We start from the raw sequence: 13,597 nt of genomic DNA, 5'->3' as shown, positions 1-13,597 counted from the left end.
TGTTTTTGTTTAAATTAATATTCTTCTACAGTTGCGATATATGGTAGATTTCGATACTGCTGTGCATAGTCAATTCCATAACCAACGATGAACTCATCTGGAATGACAAAACCTACATAATCAACCGGTAGATCAATTTTTCTTCTTTCAGGTTTATCTAATAAAGTACAAATCTTAATCGATTTTGGCTTATGCATTTGAAGATGATCACGTAAAAAGTGCAATGTTAGACCACTATCAATAATATCTTCAATTACCACTACGTTTTTATCCGTGATATTCTCATCTAAATCCTTTAGTAGTCGGACTTTTCCAGTTGATTCAGTTTGATTACTATAGCTGGAGACAGAAATAAAGTCTACATTAATATTACTCTTCATTTCACGAACTAAATCAGCTGCAAATACAAAAGATCCTTTTAATACAACTACAAGGATAAGGGGTTCGTTATTAAAGTCATTTTCAATTTGTTCAGCAAGTGCTTTTACTCTATTTCTTAAATCAGTTTCAGAAATTAATGTGTCTTTAATTCTATAAGCCATGTAAATTACCCTCTTTACTAATTATTAACTATTTTTTTACTTTGTTAGATGAGCATTCATCATTATCTCCATTTTAACAATATTTACTAATTTGTAGTATTGAAAAGTTAGGTTAATGAACATCCATCAATTTGGTAATAATAACCACATAACAAAAATGGAGGTATTCAAAGATGAATGAAAAGATTGATTATAATGGCTTGCCGAAGCACTCAAAGCCAATATGGAGAAGTGGACTAAATATCCCTACTTTTGAACCATATAACGATGGCGAAGAGTTTGATGCAGTAATTGTAGGTGCCGGAATAACGGGAATTTCGACCGCATATTTTTTAACGCAAGCGGGAATGAAGGTTGCTTTACTTGAAGCGAATAAAATTATTAATGGAACAACTGGCCATACGACAGCAAAAGTAACAGCTCAGCATGATTTAGTTTATGATGAGCTAATTCAACATTTTGGATTAGAAAAGACAAAAATCTTTTATCATTCTACTAAAAATGCAATGGATTTTATTAGAAAATATACGAATGATAACCAAATAGAATGTAATTATGAGACCCAAGATGCAACAATCTATACGACTTCAGATGATTATGTAAGAAATCTAGAAAATGAATTGAAAGCTTATGAAAAGTTAGGAATTGACTCATTTGGAGCAGTAAAAATATTATTACCTTTTGATACAAAATATTCGATTACAATGAGGGATCAGGCCCAGTTTCATCCATTAAAATATTTGATTCATTTATTAAAAGCCTCAATTGAAAATGGATTAAAGGTTTACGAAGAAACTGTTGTCATTGATGTTGAAACAGGCAACTGTCCAGTCGTAGTCACTCAAAGTGGAAGAAAAATTAAATGTAAGCATGTTGTGAGTGCAGCCCATTTTCCTTTCTACGATGGGAATCAAATGTTTTTTACGAAATTACACGCTGATCGTTCATATGCCCTAGCTGCAAAAGTAAAAACAGCATATCCAGGAGGCATGTACATAAGTGCGGAAAATCCGAAAAGGTCTCTAAGATCATTTAAATATAATAATGAAGAATTGGTACTAATTGGTGGGGAAAGTCATAAAACTGGTGTAGAAACTCGTACAATGAGTTTTTATGAAAATTTAAAGCTCTTCGGTGAAGAAACCTTTGGAATTGAAGATGTTAAATTCAGATGGTCTGCCCAAGATTTAATCACTTTAGATAAAATGCCATACATTGGGAGACTATCATCATCATCAAAACATCAAAACATTTATGTTGCCACAGGTTTTCGTAAATGGGGTATGACAACTGGAACAGTCTCTGCCCAGTTAATTAGTAATTTAATTTTAGAAAAAGAAGCTGTTGATGCTGATGTATTCACTCCTTCGAGATTTCAAGCAGACCCTAGTATCAAGCATTTCTTAATGCAAAACATAGATGTAGCTAAACATTTAATTGAAGGGAAATTAGAACCTGTTTCTAGAAAAATAGAAGAGTTATACAATGATGAGGGCTCAGTAGTAACACTAGATGGGAAAAGAGTTGGAGCATATAAAGATGTAAATGGTAAAGTTCATTGTGTAGACACAACTTGTACTCATTTAGGTTGTGAGGTTGAGTGGAATAATGGTGAAAAATCATGGGATTGTCCTTGCCATGGCTCAAGATTTTCAATTTATGGTGAAGTATTAGAAGGGCCAGCCGATCAACCTTTAAAACAAGTTTTTGTTCAATAACTTTAAAATATTTGATAATAAGGGATTTCTCAAAAAGTGAGAGATCCCTTATTATTTGCCAGTAGTCAATTAGATTAGATTGATTAGATTCACATTTCTGCTCATACTGTTTTAAACCTATAAAACATCCGAACCTTATATCTCTAAAGATAGTCTGTTCAAAAATGTTTTAGCGGCTTGTGATGAAAACTTTCCATCGTGTCGAACCCAACCATAATGAACAGGTAATGGATTAGGTAATTTAATTTCAATTGGAACAAGACCGTTATTTTTCAAAAATGAAAAGTCTAAACCGATTGTTAAGCCTAAACCGCTCATTACCGCATTTTCAATAGCGATAGTATTATTCGTCGTAAATAAAATGTTTGTCTTCCCAAATTTAGAAATGTATTCTTCTACGAAATTTTTGATAATTGGATCGTCATAAAGAATTAGCGTTTCTTGTTGCAGTTTTTCAGGAGAGAGCGATTTTAGTGAAGATAAAGGTGAAGTTGAGCTAACCCCTACGACCATTTTACCTTCGAGTAATCTTTCATAGATTAATCCACTGTTTTTAGGAATTAAATCCTCGGATACAATTAACCCAATGTCAATTTTGTGGGACTGAATATTTTCGATAATTTCATTTGGTCCCCTTTCAAAAATTTCTATTTTTACATACGGAAAATCTTGTTTAAAACGAGAAACAGTATTAATAAGTAGGTGAGTTGGACCAGGAATCGTTGCAATTCTAAGTTCACCTGATAAAGTATTTTTAAAATCATTTGCTTCTTCTTTTAACTCATTTACTTTCATTAAAATTTCAATTGCTTTCTCAATAATTACTTTACCTTCTCGAGTAGGTATTGCACTTTGACCTCTAGAGCGCGTGAAAAGAGATACACCAAGTTCATTTTCCAACAATGAGATTGATTGGCTAATTGCAGATAAAGTGATATGTGATTTTTGGGCTGCCAAAGTTAGAGATCCCGATTTTGAAACCTCTATAATATATTGTAATTGTTCAAGATTCATGTTTTTCTCCTATATTAAGTTTAAGTGAATTATTAGTAAGTATAACTAAATTTTATTTAATATAAAACGTTGATACAATTAAGTTGTAATAAAGTTCTACACATAAATAAATCATTTATTAGATCTTAAGGGGGAAAACATAATGACAACAAAAAGAGTAGCAGTAATCACAGGTGGAGCTAGTGGGATCGGGAAAGAAACTGCATTAAAATTTACACGAAAAGGCGACCAAGTTGTTGTTGCAGACTTCAATGAAGAACTAGGAAATGAAGTAGTTGATTTAATTAAATCTGAGGGTGGAGAAGCAATATTCGTAAAAACGGATGTTTCTAAATTTGAGGATGTTGAGAGCTTAGTTGAAAAAACAGTTGAAACATTTGGCCGTATTGATGTGATGTTTAATAATGCAGGGATTGGTGCGAACTCACCATTAATTGACATGAATTTAGAAGTTTATAACAAAACAATTGCTGTTAATCAACACGGAGTTGCATATGGCATTATGGCTGCTTCACGTAAAATGAAAGAGCTAGGGATTAAAGGTGTGATAATAAACACTGCATCAGTATTTGGATTTTTAGCATCACATGGTACTTTTGCTTATCATGCAACGAAGGGTGCTGTAATTATGATGACGAAATCAGCAGCTCTTGAATTAGCTGAATATGGTATACGAGTTGTTGCGGTTGCACCTGGCGCAGTTGATACACCAATCATCCAAGGATATAAAGACAAAGGAATTATTGATATGATGAAAGCAAAAGTAATGGGGAATAAATTAACAGGGCCAGAGCAAATTGCTGACACAGTTTACTTACTTTCTTTAGAAGAAGCAAGTGCAATTAACGGTAGTGTAGTAATGGCAGACGAAGGGTATGCATCTTTCAAATAAATAAAATTAAGGCTGTCTAATTATAATTAGGCAGCCTTTTATGTTCCATCACATAGCAATCTCTATATTCGCCTTCATGTAACTCATGTTTCGGAAGTAATCGAACTTTTTTAAATCCACATTTTTCGTAGCATTTAATCGCGCGTACATTCCATGTTTGTGGATCTACTACTACTTTCTTTGCGTTTTGATTATTCACTAAGAAATTCACCATCGATGAGACAAGTAAACTTCCAATCCCACGATTCCAAAAATCAATTTCTCCAATAAATTGATCCATACCGTAAATAACTTCACTTGTATTTTCATATCCATATTCAATTTTTGATTCTTCGTCTAACTTATAAAATTGTATATAGCCTATCTCAATATTTTCATAAACTACAATACACATTTGAATAGAGGGATCTTTCGTAAAAAAAATACGTTTAACTTTTTCAGCGGTGAACGGATTATCACGCCCTTCATAATATTGAAGAACTTTAGGATTCGAAAGCCATTTTGCAAGAAGGGGAACATCACTTTCTTTTAACCTACGAATAGTAAGCTTATTTTTTTTGAATATCACGTACAAACCTCCTTGTATTTGGAGTTAAAGTTAATTAAATCATATCATCTTGGAGATATTCTTGAGGAGTTTTAAATTCAGAATTTTTTAAAATTAAAGAGCTTAGTGCTAAAATATAAATACTTAAATGAATAAGTAGGTGAGAACAATATGTTAATCAATAAAGTAGTTTTACAAACTAGCCAACTAAATAAAACGAAAGAATTTTATATTAACCACTTAAAATTCAACTGCCTAAGCATGAAGAGTAATAGCTTCACAATTGAAGTAGGAGAAAGTTTATTAGAGTTTGTAGAAACAAAAGAAGACGCTAATCCCTTCTATCACTTCGCTTTCAATATTTCATCAAATCACTTTCAAGAAGCAAAGAGATGGGCACAATCTTTTGTAAAATTAACAATAGAAGATGGACTTGATGAAATTTACTTTGAATTTTTAGATGCGCATTCATTTTATTTTGAAGATCCTTCTGGAAATATTGTGGAGTTTATTTCGAGGCACTCTATTTCACCGAAGAGTTCTAAACCATTCTCTATTCAATCAATCATAAATATTAGTGAAATAAACCTAACTACACTTGATGTATTTCCAGTAGGTAAGCAATTAATCTCTAATGGTATCTTAGTAAGAAATAATAAAGAAATGGTAAATAGTTTGAATTTTATGGGGGCAAAAGGTTGTTATATTCTTTTAGGACCGCCAAATAGAAAATGGTTATTTTCAAATAAGCAGGCTGAAATTTTTCCGGTCGTCATTACAGTCGATAATGAAAAGTTAATTAAAGTAAGTGATCGAGGAGAAATAAAGATTAATAGGATAAAGTAATACAAAGTTAACTCATTTGAAAAGAGGGGAAAAAGCGATGATTAAAAGTATATATGAAACTCATTTACAAGTGAGAAACTTAGAAGAATCTATTATGTTTTACGAAAAACTAGGTATTAAGCTTGCTCATAAAATTGAAGAAAGAAGAGTAGCTTTCTTTTTAATTGGTGAGGACAAACAAATGCTCGGACTATGGGAATTAGAGAAAGGTAAGGAATTTCACAAAGGTCATTTCGCTTTTGGGGTAAGTCTACATGAACTAGAGAATAGTATTGAATGGCTAAAAGAGAGAGGAATTCAACCAACTGAAAATTTTTTTGGACTAAATCCAATTGAACCAGTTGTGCATACTTGGATGCCAGCAGCAAGTGTTTATTTTCGAGATCTTGATGGAAATAGTTTAGAATTTATTTCACTTCTTGATGGAGAATCTGTAAAAACAAATGAAGTTCTCTATTTAAGTGAATGGAAAGAAAAATATTCAAAATAACTCTTTTGATATTTGTTGAAAAATAGTGTGAAAATTATTTTCTAGAAACCTTTCAGGTTGAATATAAAATAGTGTAAATAAGTTAATGAAAAAATTTTAAAAATCACCTAATTAGGTGGTTTTTTATTATTGCAATAGGTATTTAAACATAATTTGTCGAATATAGTATTTCGAAAGCAAAGTAATATTTTATCAAATTTAAAGGTCAAAGCTTCTATTTCATTCAGAAAGTAATTTTAAAATGAAAAGAGGTGGAAATTTGAGAAAGATTCGAGTTAAACCAAGTAAAGGGCAGTCATTTTTTGGTTTAATGATTGGCATTATTTTTATCGTTCTTGGTTTTACAATTGTAATACCAAAAGCTGGTTTGTTCGGATTGTTATGGATCGGAATTGCTTTAATGATTACGCTTATTAATGGATATAACGTTTTTAGTGTTCGCGGTTTATCAAAATATGAAGTAAATGCTGAAGAGTATATTACAAGAGAAAAAGAGGACTTTGAAGTGAAACTTCCTAAATTAAATAAATTAAATAAATAAATTAAATAAATTAAATAAATTAAATAAATTAAATAAATTAAATAAATTAAATAAATTAAAAAATGACGGGGTGATCACAGAAAGTGAATTTCAAAAACAAAAGGAAAAAGTTTTTAACCGAGATATGTAGAAAAATAAAAAGTGGTTTATCATCTGAAAGAAGGAAAAGAAATGGTACTAAAATTACTACTAGAAGTTATGTTACCTCTATTTTTTTATGTTATATTAGGTTATTTATTTAATCGTCTTTTTAAACTTCACTTACGTACGTTAACAACCCTCTTAGTTTACTTATTTCTTCCAGTAGCAGTATTTATGAAAATATACGATAGTCCGTTATCAGGTAAAGTTGCAGGTGGCGTTTTATTTTACTTGGTAATTCAATTTGTCTTCATGTCTCTAATTTCAACATTAATCTGCAGATGGAGAGGAATTGAAAAATCTATGCAAGGTACATTTGCTAATAGCATCGCATTAAATAATTCAGGAAATCTTGGATTACCTGTAAATGCGTTAGTTTTTAAAAATGATCCTTTTGCATTGAGTATTGGAGTTTTAATCGTTTTGTTTCAAAATATAATGACATTTACTGTTGGTGTATATAATGCAGAGGCTTCGGTCCAAATGAAAGAAGCAATTTTGAAAATGCTTAAACTACCAATCATATATAGTGTAGCACTTGGTTTTATCCTTCAACTATCTCATGTGAAATTAAATCATGAATTAGTTACCATTTTAAATCCTATTACTGAGTCATTCGCCCCATTTGCGCTAATTACACTTGGAGCTCAATTAGCTGAATCGGGGAAAGCAATTAGCTGGAACAATTTAGCGATTAGTAACTTCTTAAGATTAATTGGTGGTCCGATTATTGCATTTGCTCTTATAAAAATTTTCGGTTTTGAAGGCGTGGTTGCAAAAGCCCTCTTTATAGGTAGTGCCTTTCCAAGTTCAAGAAACAGCGCATTACTATCATTCAAAGGTCCGCATGCAAGTTTTGCAGCACAAACTGTAATTACCTCAACGATATTAAGTAGTCTAACTTTACCAATTGTAATACAGCTTTCTAGTACGTTCTTTTAATGTATTTAAAACTTCATTCCTATTCCTAGAAGTCATCCTCGGTAAAAATGCATTTCATCTTTTACTAAAAATAAATAGTTTGATTCAGAACAATTTTTAATCTGCAGCAATAAATTAATCTAGGGGTGATTAATAGAATGAAAAGATTTTTATTTATTGGACTTATAATTTTAAGCATATTCTGTTTAACAAGCTGTCAGTCAAGTGACTACGGTTATGGCAAAAAAGATGATCAGTCATCACAAGTTGATAAGGGGACTAAACCAGATAAGAACAAAAATACTGATAAGGGCACTACACCAGATAAAGACAAAAATACTGATAAAGGAAATAATAATCCACCAAAAAAGGATGAAACTAAGCCACCAGTAAAAGTATTTACACCAGTTGAAAACGATGCATTTAAAGTTACTTCAGTTGTAAATGACTCAACAGGTAAAAATGTGTTAATTGTTGAAGGGAAAGCTAGTGTTTTTGAAGCAACATTTCTTTATCGAATAGAAGATGGTCATAATGTATTAGCAGAAGGTCACACAATGGCTGATATAGGGGCTCCAGAATGGGGGAACTTTAAATTAGTGATAAATTATGACCAGCCAACTAGTCCAAATGGAGTACTTACACTATATGTAGCAAGTGCAAAAGACGGCCAACCTGAACATATACTAAATATTCCGATTCAGTTTCCTAATTATAAATAAGTTAGGAAGATTAGGAAAATTGATTTTAAAATCAGTGATGATCATTGTAGTGTGACTTACTTCATTGACAAATTATTTTTTTAGTATGAAAATGACTTTAGCAAATGCTAAAGCCATTTTTTTTGAAATCTTAGAAATTAACCTTTAAAAATTACATAAAATAAGCGGAAATTATAAAACTTTTACCTTATCTTTTGGAAAGCGTTAAATATATTCTTAAATAAATTTTAATCATTTTTAAGTGGAATTATTAGAAAATGTACACAATAGGTAGTAATATCAAGATTATTAAGTTAAAATATTAAAAATTTCTAATAAAACTCTAATTGAATTTTAAAATATTCGTAAAGCCATTTTCATCTTAAACAGATATCCTTATACAATACAAATAATAATTTTATAGATGTTATTATAAAAAAAATGAGGGATAAATTAAATGAAAAAAATATTAATTATAGAAGATGAGAAAGAATTAGCAAATTTTATACGTTTAGAATTAGAGTATGAAGGAAATGAAGTTCATATTTCAAATGATGGTAGAGACGGTTTAAACCTAGCAATCGACCAAGAATTTGACTTGATCTTGCTTGATTTAATGCTTCCTAATTTAAGTGGAATTGAAGTTTGCAGAAGAATTAGAGCGCATAAAGACACGCCAATTATTATGATTACAGCAAGAGATAGTGTTTTTGATCGAATTTCAGGTTTGGATAGTGGTGCAGATGATTATATTTCAAAACCATTTGTTATTGAAGAACTTTTAGCTCATATGCGAGCAATCTTTAGACGAATCGATCGTTCAACAAATTTACACTGCTTAAAGTTTAAAGATTTGTCGCTAGATTCTGCAGCTCGAGTTGTTAAAAAAGATGAAGCAATCATTGATTTAACTAAAAAAGAATTTGATTTATTGTATTTATTAATGAGCAATGTAAATCGTGTATTAACTAGAGAAATTTTATTAGAAACTGTATGGGGCTATGGCTCTACAATTGAAACAAACGTAGTAGATGTCTATATTAGCTATTTAAGAACAAAACTAGATGATAAAAACAATACCTATATTCACACTGTAAGGGGTACTGGGTATGTAATGAGGATGTAGAGGTGAATTTTACCTTGTTAAATAAGCTTTCGATTAGATGGAAAATAACAATTACAATCGCAGTGCTTATGTTTTTCATATTTACATTATGTAATTTTATTCAATCTGCATTGATTCAAATGTCTGTAATGAAACAGCAGCAAAATCGAATTGAAAAAAGATTAAATGAAACGTCAGCTTATTTAGATGAAGAGTATAAAACAAAGAGACCAAATGCTAGCTCTTTAGTAGAAAATAAAGTGTATTTTGAAAAAATTATACAAAATAATGAAATGATCCGATTATTAGATAAAGATGGAAAAGTAATTTTTACAGTTTCTAGAAAAATGCCTAAAATTCCTATTACTAAAAAAGACTTCGGTGAAATTCAAAAACATAGAAAAAACAATCAAGAAATATTAATTAATAGTAAGGTGTTACATTATAAGAATTTTGACGGTGTATTAGAAGTTGCGATGAATGTAGACATCTTTTCGAAATTAATTAAAGAATCTTTCATGATTCTCGTTCTAGGAACAACCATTTCGTTAATTTTAAGTATTCTCAGTGGTTATTTCTTATCTAAAAAAATATTAAATCCTATTAAAAATTTAAACCAAACAATGATTAAAATTAAAAATAATCAATTAAAAGAGCGTGTTTATGTAGGAGAAACAAAAGATGAGTTGTCTGAACTCGGTCTACTTTTTAACAAAATGATGGATGAGCTAGAGGCATCAATTACAAGACAAAAGCGATTTGTTGAAGATGCTTCTCATGAATTAAGAACACCTTTAGCAATCATTCATGGTCACTTATCACTAGTTAATCGCTGGGGGAAAAAAGACGAAACTGTTTTAGAAAACTCATTAAATACATGTATTAATGAAACAAACAGAATGATTATTTTAACGAATGAGCTTCTACAGTTGACGAAGCTAGAGAAAAATAGCGAAAAGATCGAACAGTATGCTCCAACAAATATTAATGAAGTATTAAATGAGATCATAAACAATTATCAGCTATTACATGAAGATTTGGAAATTTACTTCCATACTCCTAATCAAATTGTTGATAAAGCAAACATTGCAAGAGAACATTTAATGCAAATATTAATTATTTTGTTTGATAATGCAGTTAAATACAGTAAAGATCACACCATTATCGATATAACTACTTCTCAAGTTGCAAACAAGATCGAAATCAAAGTGAAAGACAACGGAATCGGTATTAAAGAAGAAGATATCAATCATATATTTGACCGATTTTATCGAGCTGATAAAGCGAGAAGTCGAGCTAACGGTGGTAATGGTTTAGGATTATCAATAGCAAAAGACCTAATTGAAAACTATGGTGGCAATCTACAAATTACAAGTATAAATGGAGAAGGCACAACTGCCTTCATCACTTTAAACACAATTTAAATTCTCCAAAAAGAAGTAAAATCACAAGATCTGTTACAGGATCTTGTGATTTTTTTCGTATTTAGTAATATATTGAAGCGATTTAATCATCAATAACTTAGACTAAACTTATTCGTATACCAATCTGTTTTAATAAACAGTAAAGTTCACAAAGCATTCCCAATCCTCATAATCTCCGTGTAAATCTCATCAATTTAATAGTTTAGTGCCATATTTTATGATAAAGTTGAATAAAAAGAAAATTCGTTTAATTTGGAGGGAGAACAAAGATGAGCTTTGTTAGTATTGCTATTAATAATGCAATTATGATTGAAAGTCTACGTAGTGCTGGTGTAGAAAACATTCAGTTAATAAACACTGTGAAAGAAGAGAATTTCGAGTTTTTAAATCAATATGGTAATGGTTTTCCTAACTGGGAAACATTGATAAATCTGTACAAAAGTAATGAAGAGAATTTTAAAAAAATTATTAATGATGGCTATCAAATCAAATTTTTAACAAAAGGCTCATTAATGACTTTATTAAGATATAAATTTGGCATTGAAGTTGAAAAAGATTATGAAGATATGGGAACTGCAATTCAAGGAATTCATTTATCTGAAGAAGCAATTAATCTAATTAATCATACACTTGCAGCAAATTGGAAATTAAGTACATATGTTGATGAAAAAGACGGACTTAAAAAAGTGCGTATTGAATTAGTCAAAAGTAGTGAAGTTGTATCAAAGTAAGTTATAGGGTTTAGTTAGAAGAGGGACAATTCATAAAAATTGTTCCTTTTTTTACTAAACATAAAAAAGAAATCATCAAACCAAAAACGAATAAGGAGTAAAACGATGGGAGTAAAAAAACTTTTTTGGCAAGATCCTTATCTTACAAAAGCCTCTGCAATTGTTACGGAAGTAGATGGCAGGGAGGTTACTTTAAACCAAACGATTATTTATGCCTTTTCAGGTGGGCAACAATCAGACTCTGGGAGAATTGGAGATTATGAGGTGATTGAAGCTAAGAAGGAAGGATTAGAAATTAGATACACTTTGCCAGAAAATCATAATCTTCAAAAAGGACAGGAAGTAGTGATAGAGATCGACTGGGAGAAACGATATCGAATTATGAAATTACATTTTGCTGCAGAAATCATCTTGGAGCTAATGTATCAAAGCTATAATGAGCCTGAAAAAATTGGTGCAAATATTACTAATGATAAAGCTAGGATTGATTTTTATTGGGATGGAAAAATCTCGGAAACATTCCCACTTTTAGAGACAAAAGCAAAGGAACTGATTGATGCAGATTTGGAAATAAATAGTGAGTTTGATGACCTGAAAAATCAGAGAAGATATTGGGAAATCAAAGGCTTTGGTAAAGTTTCGTGCGGTGGGACACATATTAAGCGAACAGGAGAAATTAAAGGAATAAAGTTAAAACGAAACAATATAGGTGGAGGGAAAGAACGGATCGAAATTTATTTAATTTGATTATATAAATTTATTAATTCAGTAAAAATGAATATTAAATTCGTGCATCTAATGTATAAGAAAAAATGGCTACCTTTCAAAAGATGGGTAGCCATTTCTAATTCATTATTATAAATTTCCTCTACGCCCAAATCTGCCTCTTAGAAATCAAAATTATCAGGATCTGGACCTACACGCTTATTTGCATCAAGTGTAGCAATTTGTTGCATATCATTTGATGAAAGCTCGAAGTTGAATACTTCAAAGTTTTCTTGAATTCGTGAAGGTGTTATTGATTTAGGAATAACGATTACATTGCGTTGTAAGTGCCAACGGATGATGACTTGGGCAGTAGTTTTACCATACTGATCCGCAATCTCTTTTATAACAGGATTTGTTAAAGCTTCGCCACCTTGCATTAATGGGCTCCATGCTTCTAATGCAATACCGTTTTTATGACAATATTCATGTAATTCGTTTTGTTGAAACATTGGGTGCAATTCGACTTGGTCGACCATTGGTTTAATATTGCGATGAGCCGCAATATCTTCTAAGTGATGGACATGAAAATTTGAAACACCAATTGCTGGCACAAGCTTTTCATCGTAAAGTCTTTCTAATGCTTTATATGTATCTAAATATTTTTCTTTTACTGGCCAGTGAATTAAATAAAGATCAACATAATCCAAGCCTAATTTTTTAAGACTTTCTTCATGTGCTTTTAAAGTTGAATCATAACCTTGATTAGCATTCCAAACTTTTGTTGTAATAAAAAGTTCATCACGAGCAACACCAGATTGGCGAATTGCTTCACCTACTTGCTCTTCATTTTGATAGACAGCTGCAGTATCAATATGACGATAACCTACTTCGATAGCTGTTCGGACTGCATCTACACCATCTTCTGGTGACACACGCCACACACCTAAACCTAATTGAGGCATTTTAACTCCATTATGTAATGCAATAGAATGTTCAAACTTCATTTTAATTCCCTCCTTATTAAAGACTAAGTCTAGTGTACAATATAAATTTTAAAAATAAAAAAAATTGATAGCAATTAATGGTAATTTAATAAAAAAGCAATTCGATTGGTTAAATTGTCTGAACGTGTTGTTCCATACTAAAAAATAAAAATAAAACGGAATAAATGAAAACATAATTTTAGAATAATACTATGAATGAGTGCAAAATGGTTGTATATTTTGAGCTTTTCCTTCAATATAGGTATAGGAAAAATGCTCTTTATTTTTGTTTG

Annotated in this window: 16 protein-coding genes; 12 read left to right on the top strand and 4 right to left on the bottom strand. The window is 30.8% G+C overall.

The annotated features are described in order from the left end of the window. Positions 1-14: 14 nt before the first annotated feature. Positions 15-542, bottom strand: coding sequence for a hypoxanthine phosphoribosyltransferase (gene hpt / locus ACFVR2_RS16775; RefSeq protein ID WP_387364016.1), 528 nt, complete (start codon positions 540-542; stop codon positions 15-17). Positions 543-715: 173 nt separating this feature from the next. Between hpt and ACFVR2_RS16770 the strand changes: the two genes are divergently transcribed. Beyond that, entirely contained in the window at positions 716-2,260 is a 1,545-nt protein-coding gene (locus ACFVR2_RS16770) for an FAD-dependent oxidoreductase (RefSeq protein WP_387364013.1), read from the top strand. A 135-nt stretch (positions 2,261-2,395) separates the two neighbouring features. Here ACFVR2_RS16770 and ACFVR2_RS16765 read toward each other — a convergent pair whose 3' ends face one another. Beyond that, the gene (locus tag ACFVR2_RS16765; RefSeq protein WP_387364010.1) at positions 2,396-3,274 is read right to left on the bottom strand and encodes a LysR family transcriptional regulator; all 879 of its coding nucleotides are present in this window, start codon (positions 3,272-3,274) and stop codon (positions 2,396-2,398) included. 142 nt (positions 3,275-3,416) lie between these two features. Between ACFVR2_RS16765 and ACFVR2_RS16760 the strand changes: the two genes are divergently transcribed. Further along, on the top strand, positions 3,417-4,166 hold the full coding sequence (locus ACFVR2_RS16760) for an SDR family NAD(P)-dependent oxidoreductase (protein WP_387364007.1): 750 nt from the start codon (positions 3,417-3,419) through the stop codon (positions 4,164-4,166). A gap of 16 nt (positions 4,167-4,182) precedes the next feature. Here the strand turns inward: ACFVR2_RS16760 and ACFVR2_RS16755 are convergent, their stop codons facing one another. Continuing rightward, positions 4,183-4,734, bottom strand: a complete 552-nt coding sequence (locus tag ACFVR2_RS16755) for a GNAT family N-acetyltransferase (RefSeq protein ID WP_387364004.1) — start codon at positions 4,732-4,734, stop codon at positions 4,183-4,185. A 150-nt stretch (positions 4,735-4,884) separates the two neighbouring features. Here ACFVR2_RS16755 and ACFVR2_RS16750 point away from each other — a divergent pair, with 150 nt between their 5' ends. The 10 genes from ACFVR2_RS16750 (at position 4,885) to ACFVR2_RS16705 (ending at position 12,360) form a co-directional block, all read left to right on the top strand. Continuing rightward, entirely contained in the window at positions 4,885-5,559 is a 675-nt protein-coding gene (locus tag ACFVR2_RS16750) for a VOC family protein (protein WP_387364001.1), read from the top strand. 37 nt (positions 5,560-5,596) lie between these two features. Further along, positions 5,597-6,049 (top strand): VOC family protein, encoded by a 453-nt coding sequence (locus tag ACFVR2_RS16745; RefSeq protein WP_387363998.1) that lies wholly within the window; start codon positions 5,597-5,599, stop codon positions 6,047-6,049. A 259-nt stretch (positions 6,050-6,308) separates the two neighbouring features. Further along, a complete protein-coding gene (locus ACFVR2_RS16740) occupies positions 6,309-6,590 on the top strand; it encodes a hypothetical protein (protein WP_387363995.1) in 282 nt (93 codons plus the stop codon). Beyond that, complete coding sequence (locus ACFVR2_RS16735; RefSeq protein ID WP_387365065.1) at positions 6,583-6,720, top strand: SHOCT domain-containing protein; 138 nt, start codon at positions 6,583-6,585, stop codon at positions 6,718-6,720. The genes ACFVR2_RS16740 and ACFVR2_RS16735 overlap by 8 nt, the downstream gene beginning before the upstream one ends. 41 nt (positions 6,721-6,761) lie before the next feature. Continuing rightward, on the top strand, positions 6,762-7,673 hold the full coding sequence (locus ACFVR2_RS16730) for an AEC family transporter (protein ID WP_387363992.1): 912 nt from the start codon (positions 6,762-6,764) through the stop codon (positions 7,671-7,673). 137 nt (positions 7,674-7,810) lie between these two features. After that, positions 7,811-8,374: a Gmad2 immunoglobulin-like domain-containing protein gene (locus ACFVR2_RS16725; protein WP_387363989.1), complete on the top strand. Its 564-nt coding sequence runs from the start codon at positions 7,811-7,813 to the stop codon at positions 8,372-8,374. Between the two features lie 436 nt (positions 8,375-8,810). After that, positions 8,811-9,479 (top strand): response regulator transcription factor, encoded by a 669-nt coding sequence (locus tag ACFVR2_RS16720; RefSeq protein ID WP_056471929.1) that lies wholly within the window; start codon positions 8,811-8,813, stop codon positions 9,477-9,479. Between the two features lie 14 nt (positions 9,480-9,493). Next, the gene (locus tag ACFVR2_RS16715) at positions 9,494-10,882 is read left to right on the top strand and encodes a HAMP domain-containing sensor histidine kinase (protein WP_387363986.1); all 1,389 of its coding nucleotides are present in this window, start codon (positions 9,494-9,496) and stop codon (positions 10,880-10,882) included. A gap of 269 nt (positions 10,883-11,151) precedes the next feature. Continuing rightward, positions 11,152-11,613: a hypothetical protein gene (locus ACFVR2_RS16710; RefSeq protein WP_387363983.1), complete on the top strand. Its 462-nt coding sequence runs from the start codon at positions 11,152-11,154 to the stop codon at positions 11,611-11,613. A gap of 105 nt (positions 11,614-11,718) precedes the next feature. Continuing rightward, positions 11,719-12,360 carry an alanyl-tRNA editing protein gene (locus ACFVR2_RS16705; protein ID WP_387363980.1) on the top strand — a complete coding sequence of 214 codons (642 nt, stop codon included), beginning with the start codon at positions 11,719-11,721 and terminating at the stop codon, positions 12,358-12,360. A gap of 140 nt (positions 12,361-12,500) precedes the next feature. On the opposite strand, the gene ACFVR2_RS16700 is transcribed toward ACFVR2_RS16705, so the two are convergent. After that, a complete protein-coding gene (locus ACFVR2_RS16700; protein WP_387363977.1) occupies positions 12,501-13,325 on the bottom strand; it encodes an aldo/keto reductase in 825 nt (274 codons plus the stop codon). Positions 13,326-13,597: the final 272 nt, after the last annotated feature.

The sequence above is a fragment of the Gottfriedia sp. NPDC057991 genome, from assembly GCF_042886615.1.
Classification (GTDB): domain Bacteria; phylum Bacillota; class Bacilli; order Bacillales; family Bacillaceae_G; genus Gottfriedia.
The sequence above is the reverse complement of the archived record's forward strand: the minus strand, read 5'-3'. Positions and strand labels throughout refer to the sequence as shown.

Excerpts from the sequence above, each read along its gene's own strand:
- hpt (WP_387364016.1), bottom strand. The coding sequence starts at position 542 with ATGGCTTATAGAATTAAAGACACATTAATTTCTGAAACTGATTTAAGA.
- ACFVR2_RS16770 (WP_387364013.1), top strand. The coding sequence starts at position 716 with ATGAATGAAAAGATTGATTATAATGGCTTGCCGAAGCACTCAAAGCCA.
- ACFVR2_RS16765 (WP_387364010.1), bottom strand. The coding sequence starts at position 3,274 with ATGAATCTTGAACAATTACAATATATTATAGAGGTTTCAAAATCGGGA.
- ACFVR2_RS16760 (WP_387364007.1), top strand. The coding sequence starts at position 3,417 with ATGACAACAAAAAGAGTAGCAGTAATCACAGGTGGAGCTAGTGGGATC.
- ACFVR2_RS16750 (WP_387364001.1), top strand. The coding sequence starts at position 4,885 with ATGTTAATCAATAAAGTAGTTTTACAAACTAGCCAACTAAATAAAACG.
- ACFVR2_RS16745 (WP_387363998.1), top strand. The coding sequence starts at position 5,597 with ATGATTAAAAGTATATATGAAACTCATTTACAAGTGAGAAACTTAGAA.
- ACFVR2_RS16730 (WP_387363992.1), top strand. The coding sequence starts at position 6,762 with ATGGTACTAAAATTACTACTAGAAGTTATGTTACCTCTATTTTTTTAT.
- ACFVR2_RS16725 (WP_387363989.1), top strand. The coding sequence starts at position 7,811 with ATGAAAAGATTTTTATTTATTGGACTTATAATTTTAAGCATATTCTGT.
- ACFVR2_RS16720 (WP_056471929.1), top strand. The coding sequence starts at position 8,811 with ATGAAAAAAATATTAATTATAGAAGATGAGAAAGAATTAGCAAATTTT.
- ACFVR2_RS16710 (WP_387363983.1), top strand. The coding sequence starts at position 11,152 with ATGAGCTTTGTTAGTATTGCTATTAATAATGCAATTATGATTGAAAGT.
- ACFVR2_RS16705 (WP_387363980.1), top strand. The coding sequence starts at position 11,719 with ATGGGAGTAAAAAAACTTTTTTGGCAAGATCCTTATCTTACAAAAGCC.
- ACFVR2_RS16700 (WP_387363977.1), bottom strand. The coding sequence starts at position 13,325 with ATGAAGTTTGAACATTCTATTGCATTACATAATGGAGTTAAAATGCCT.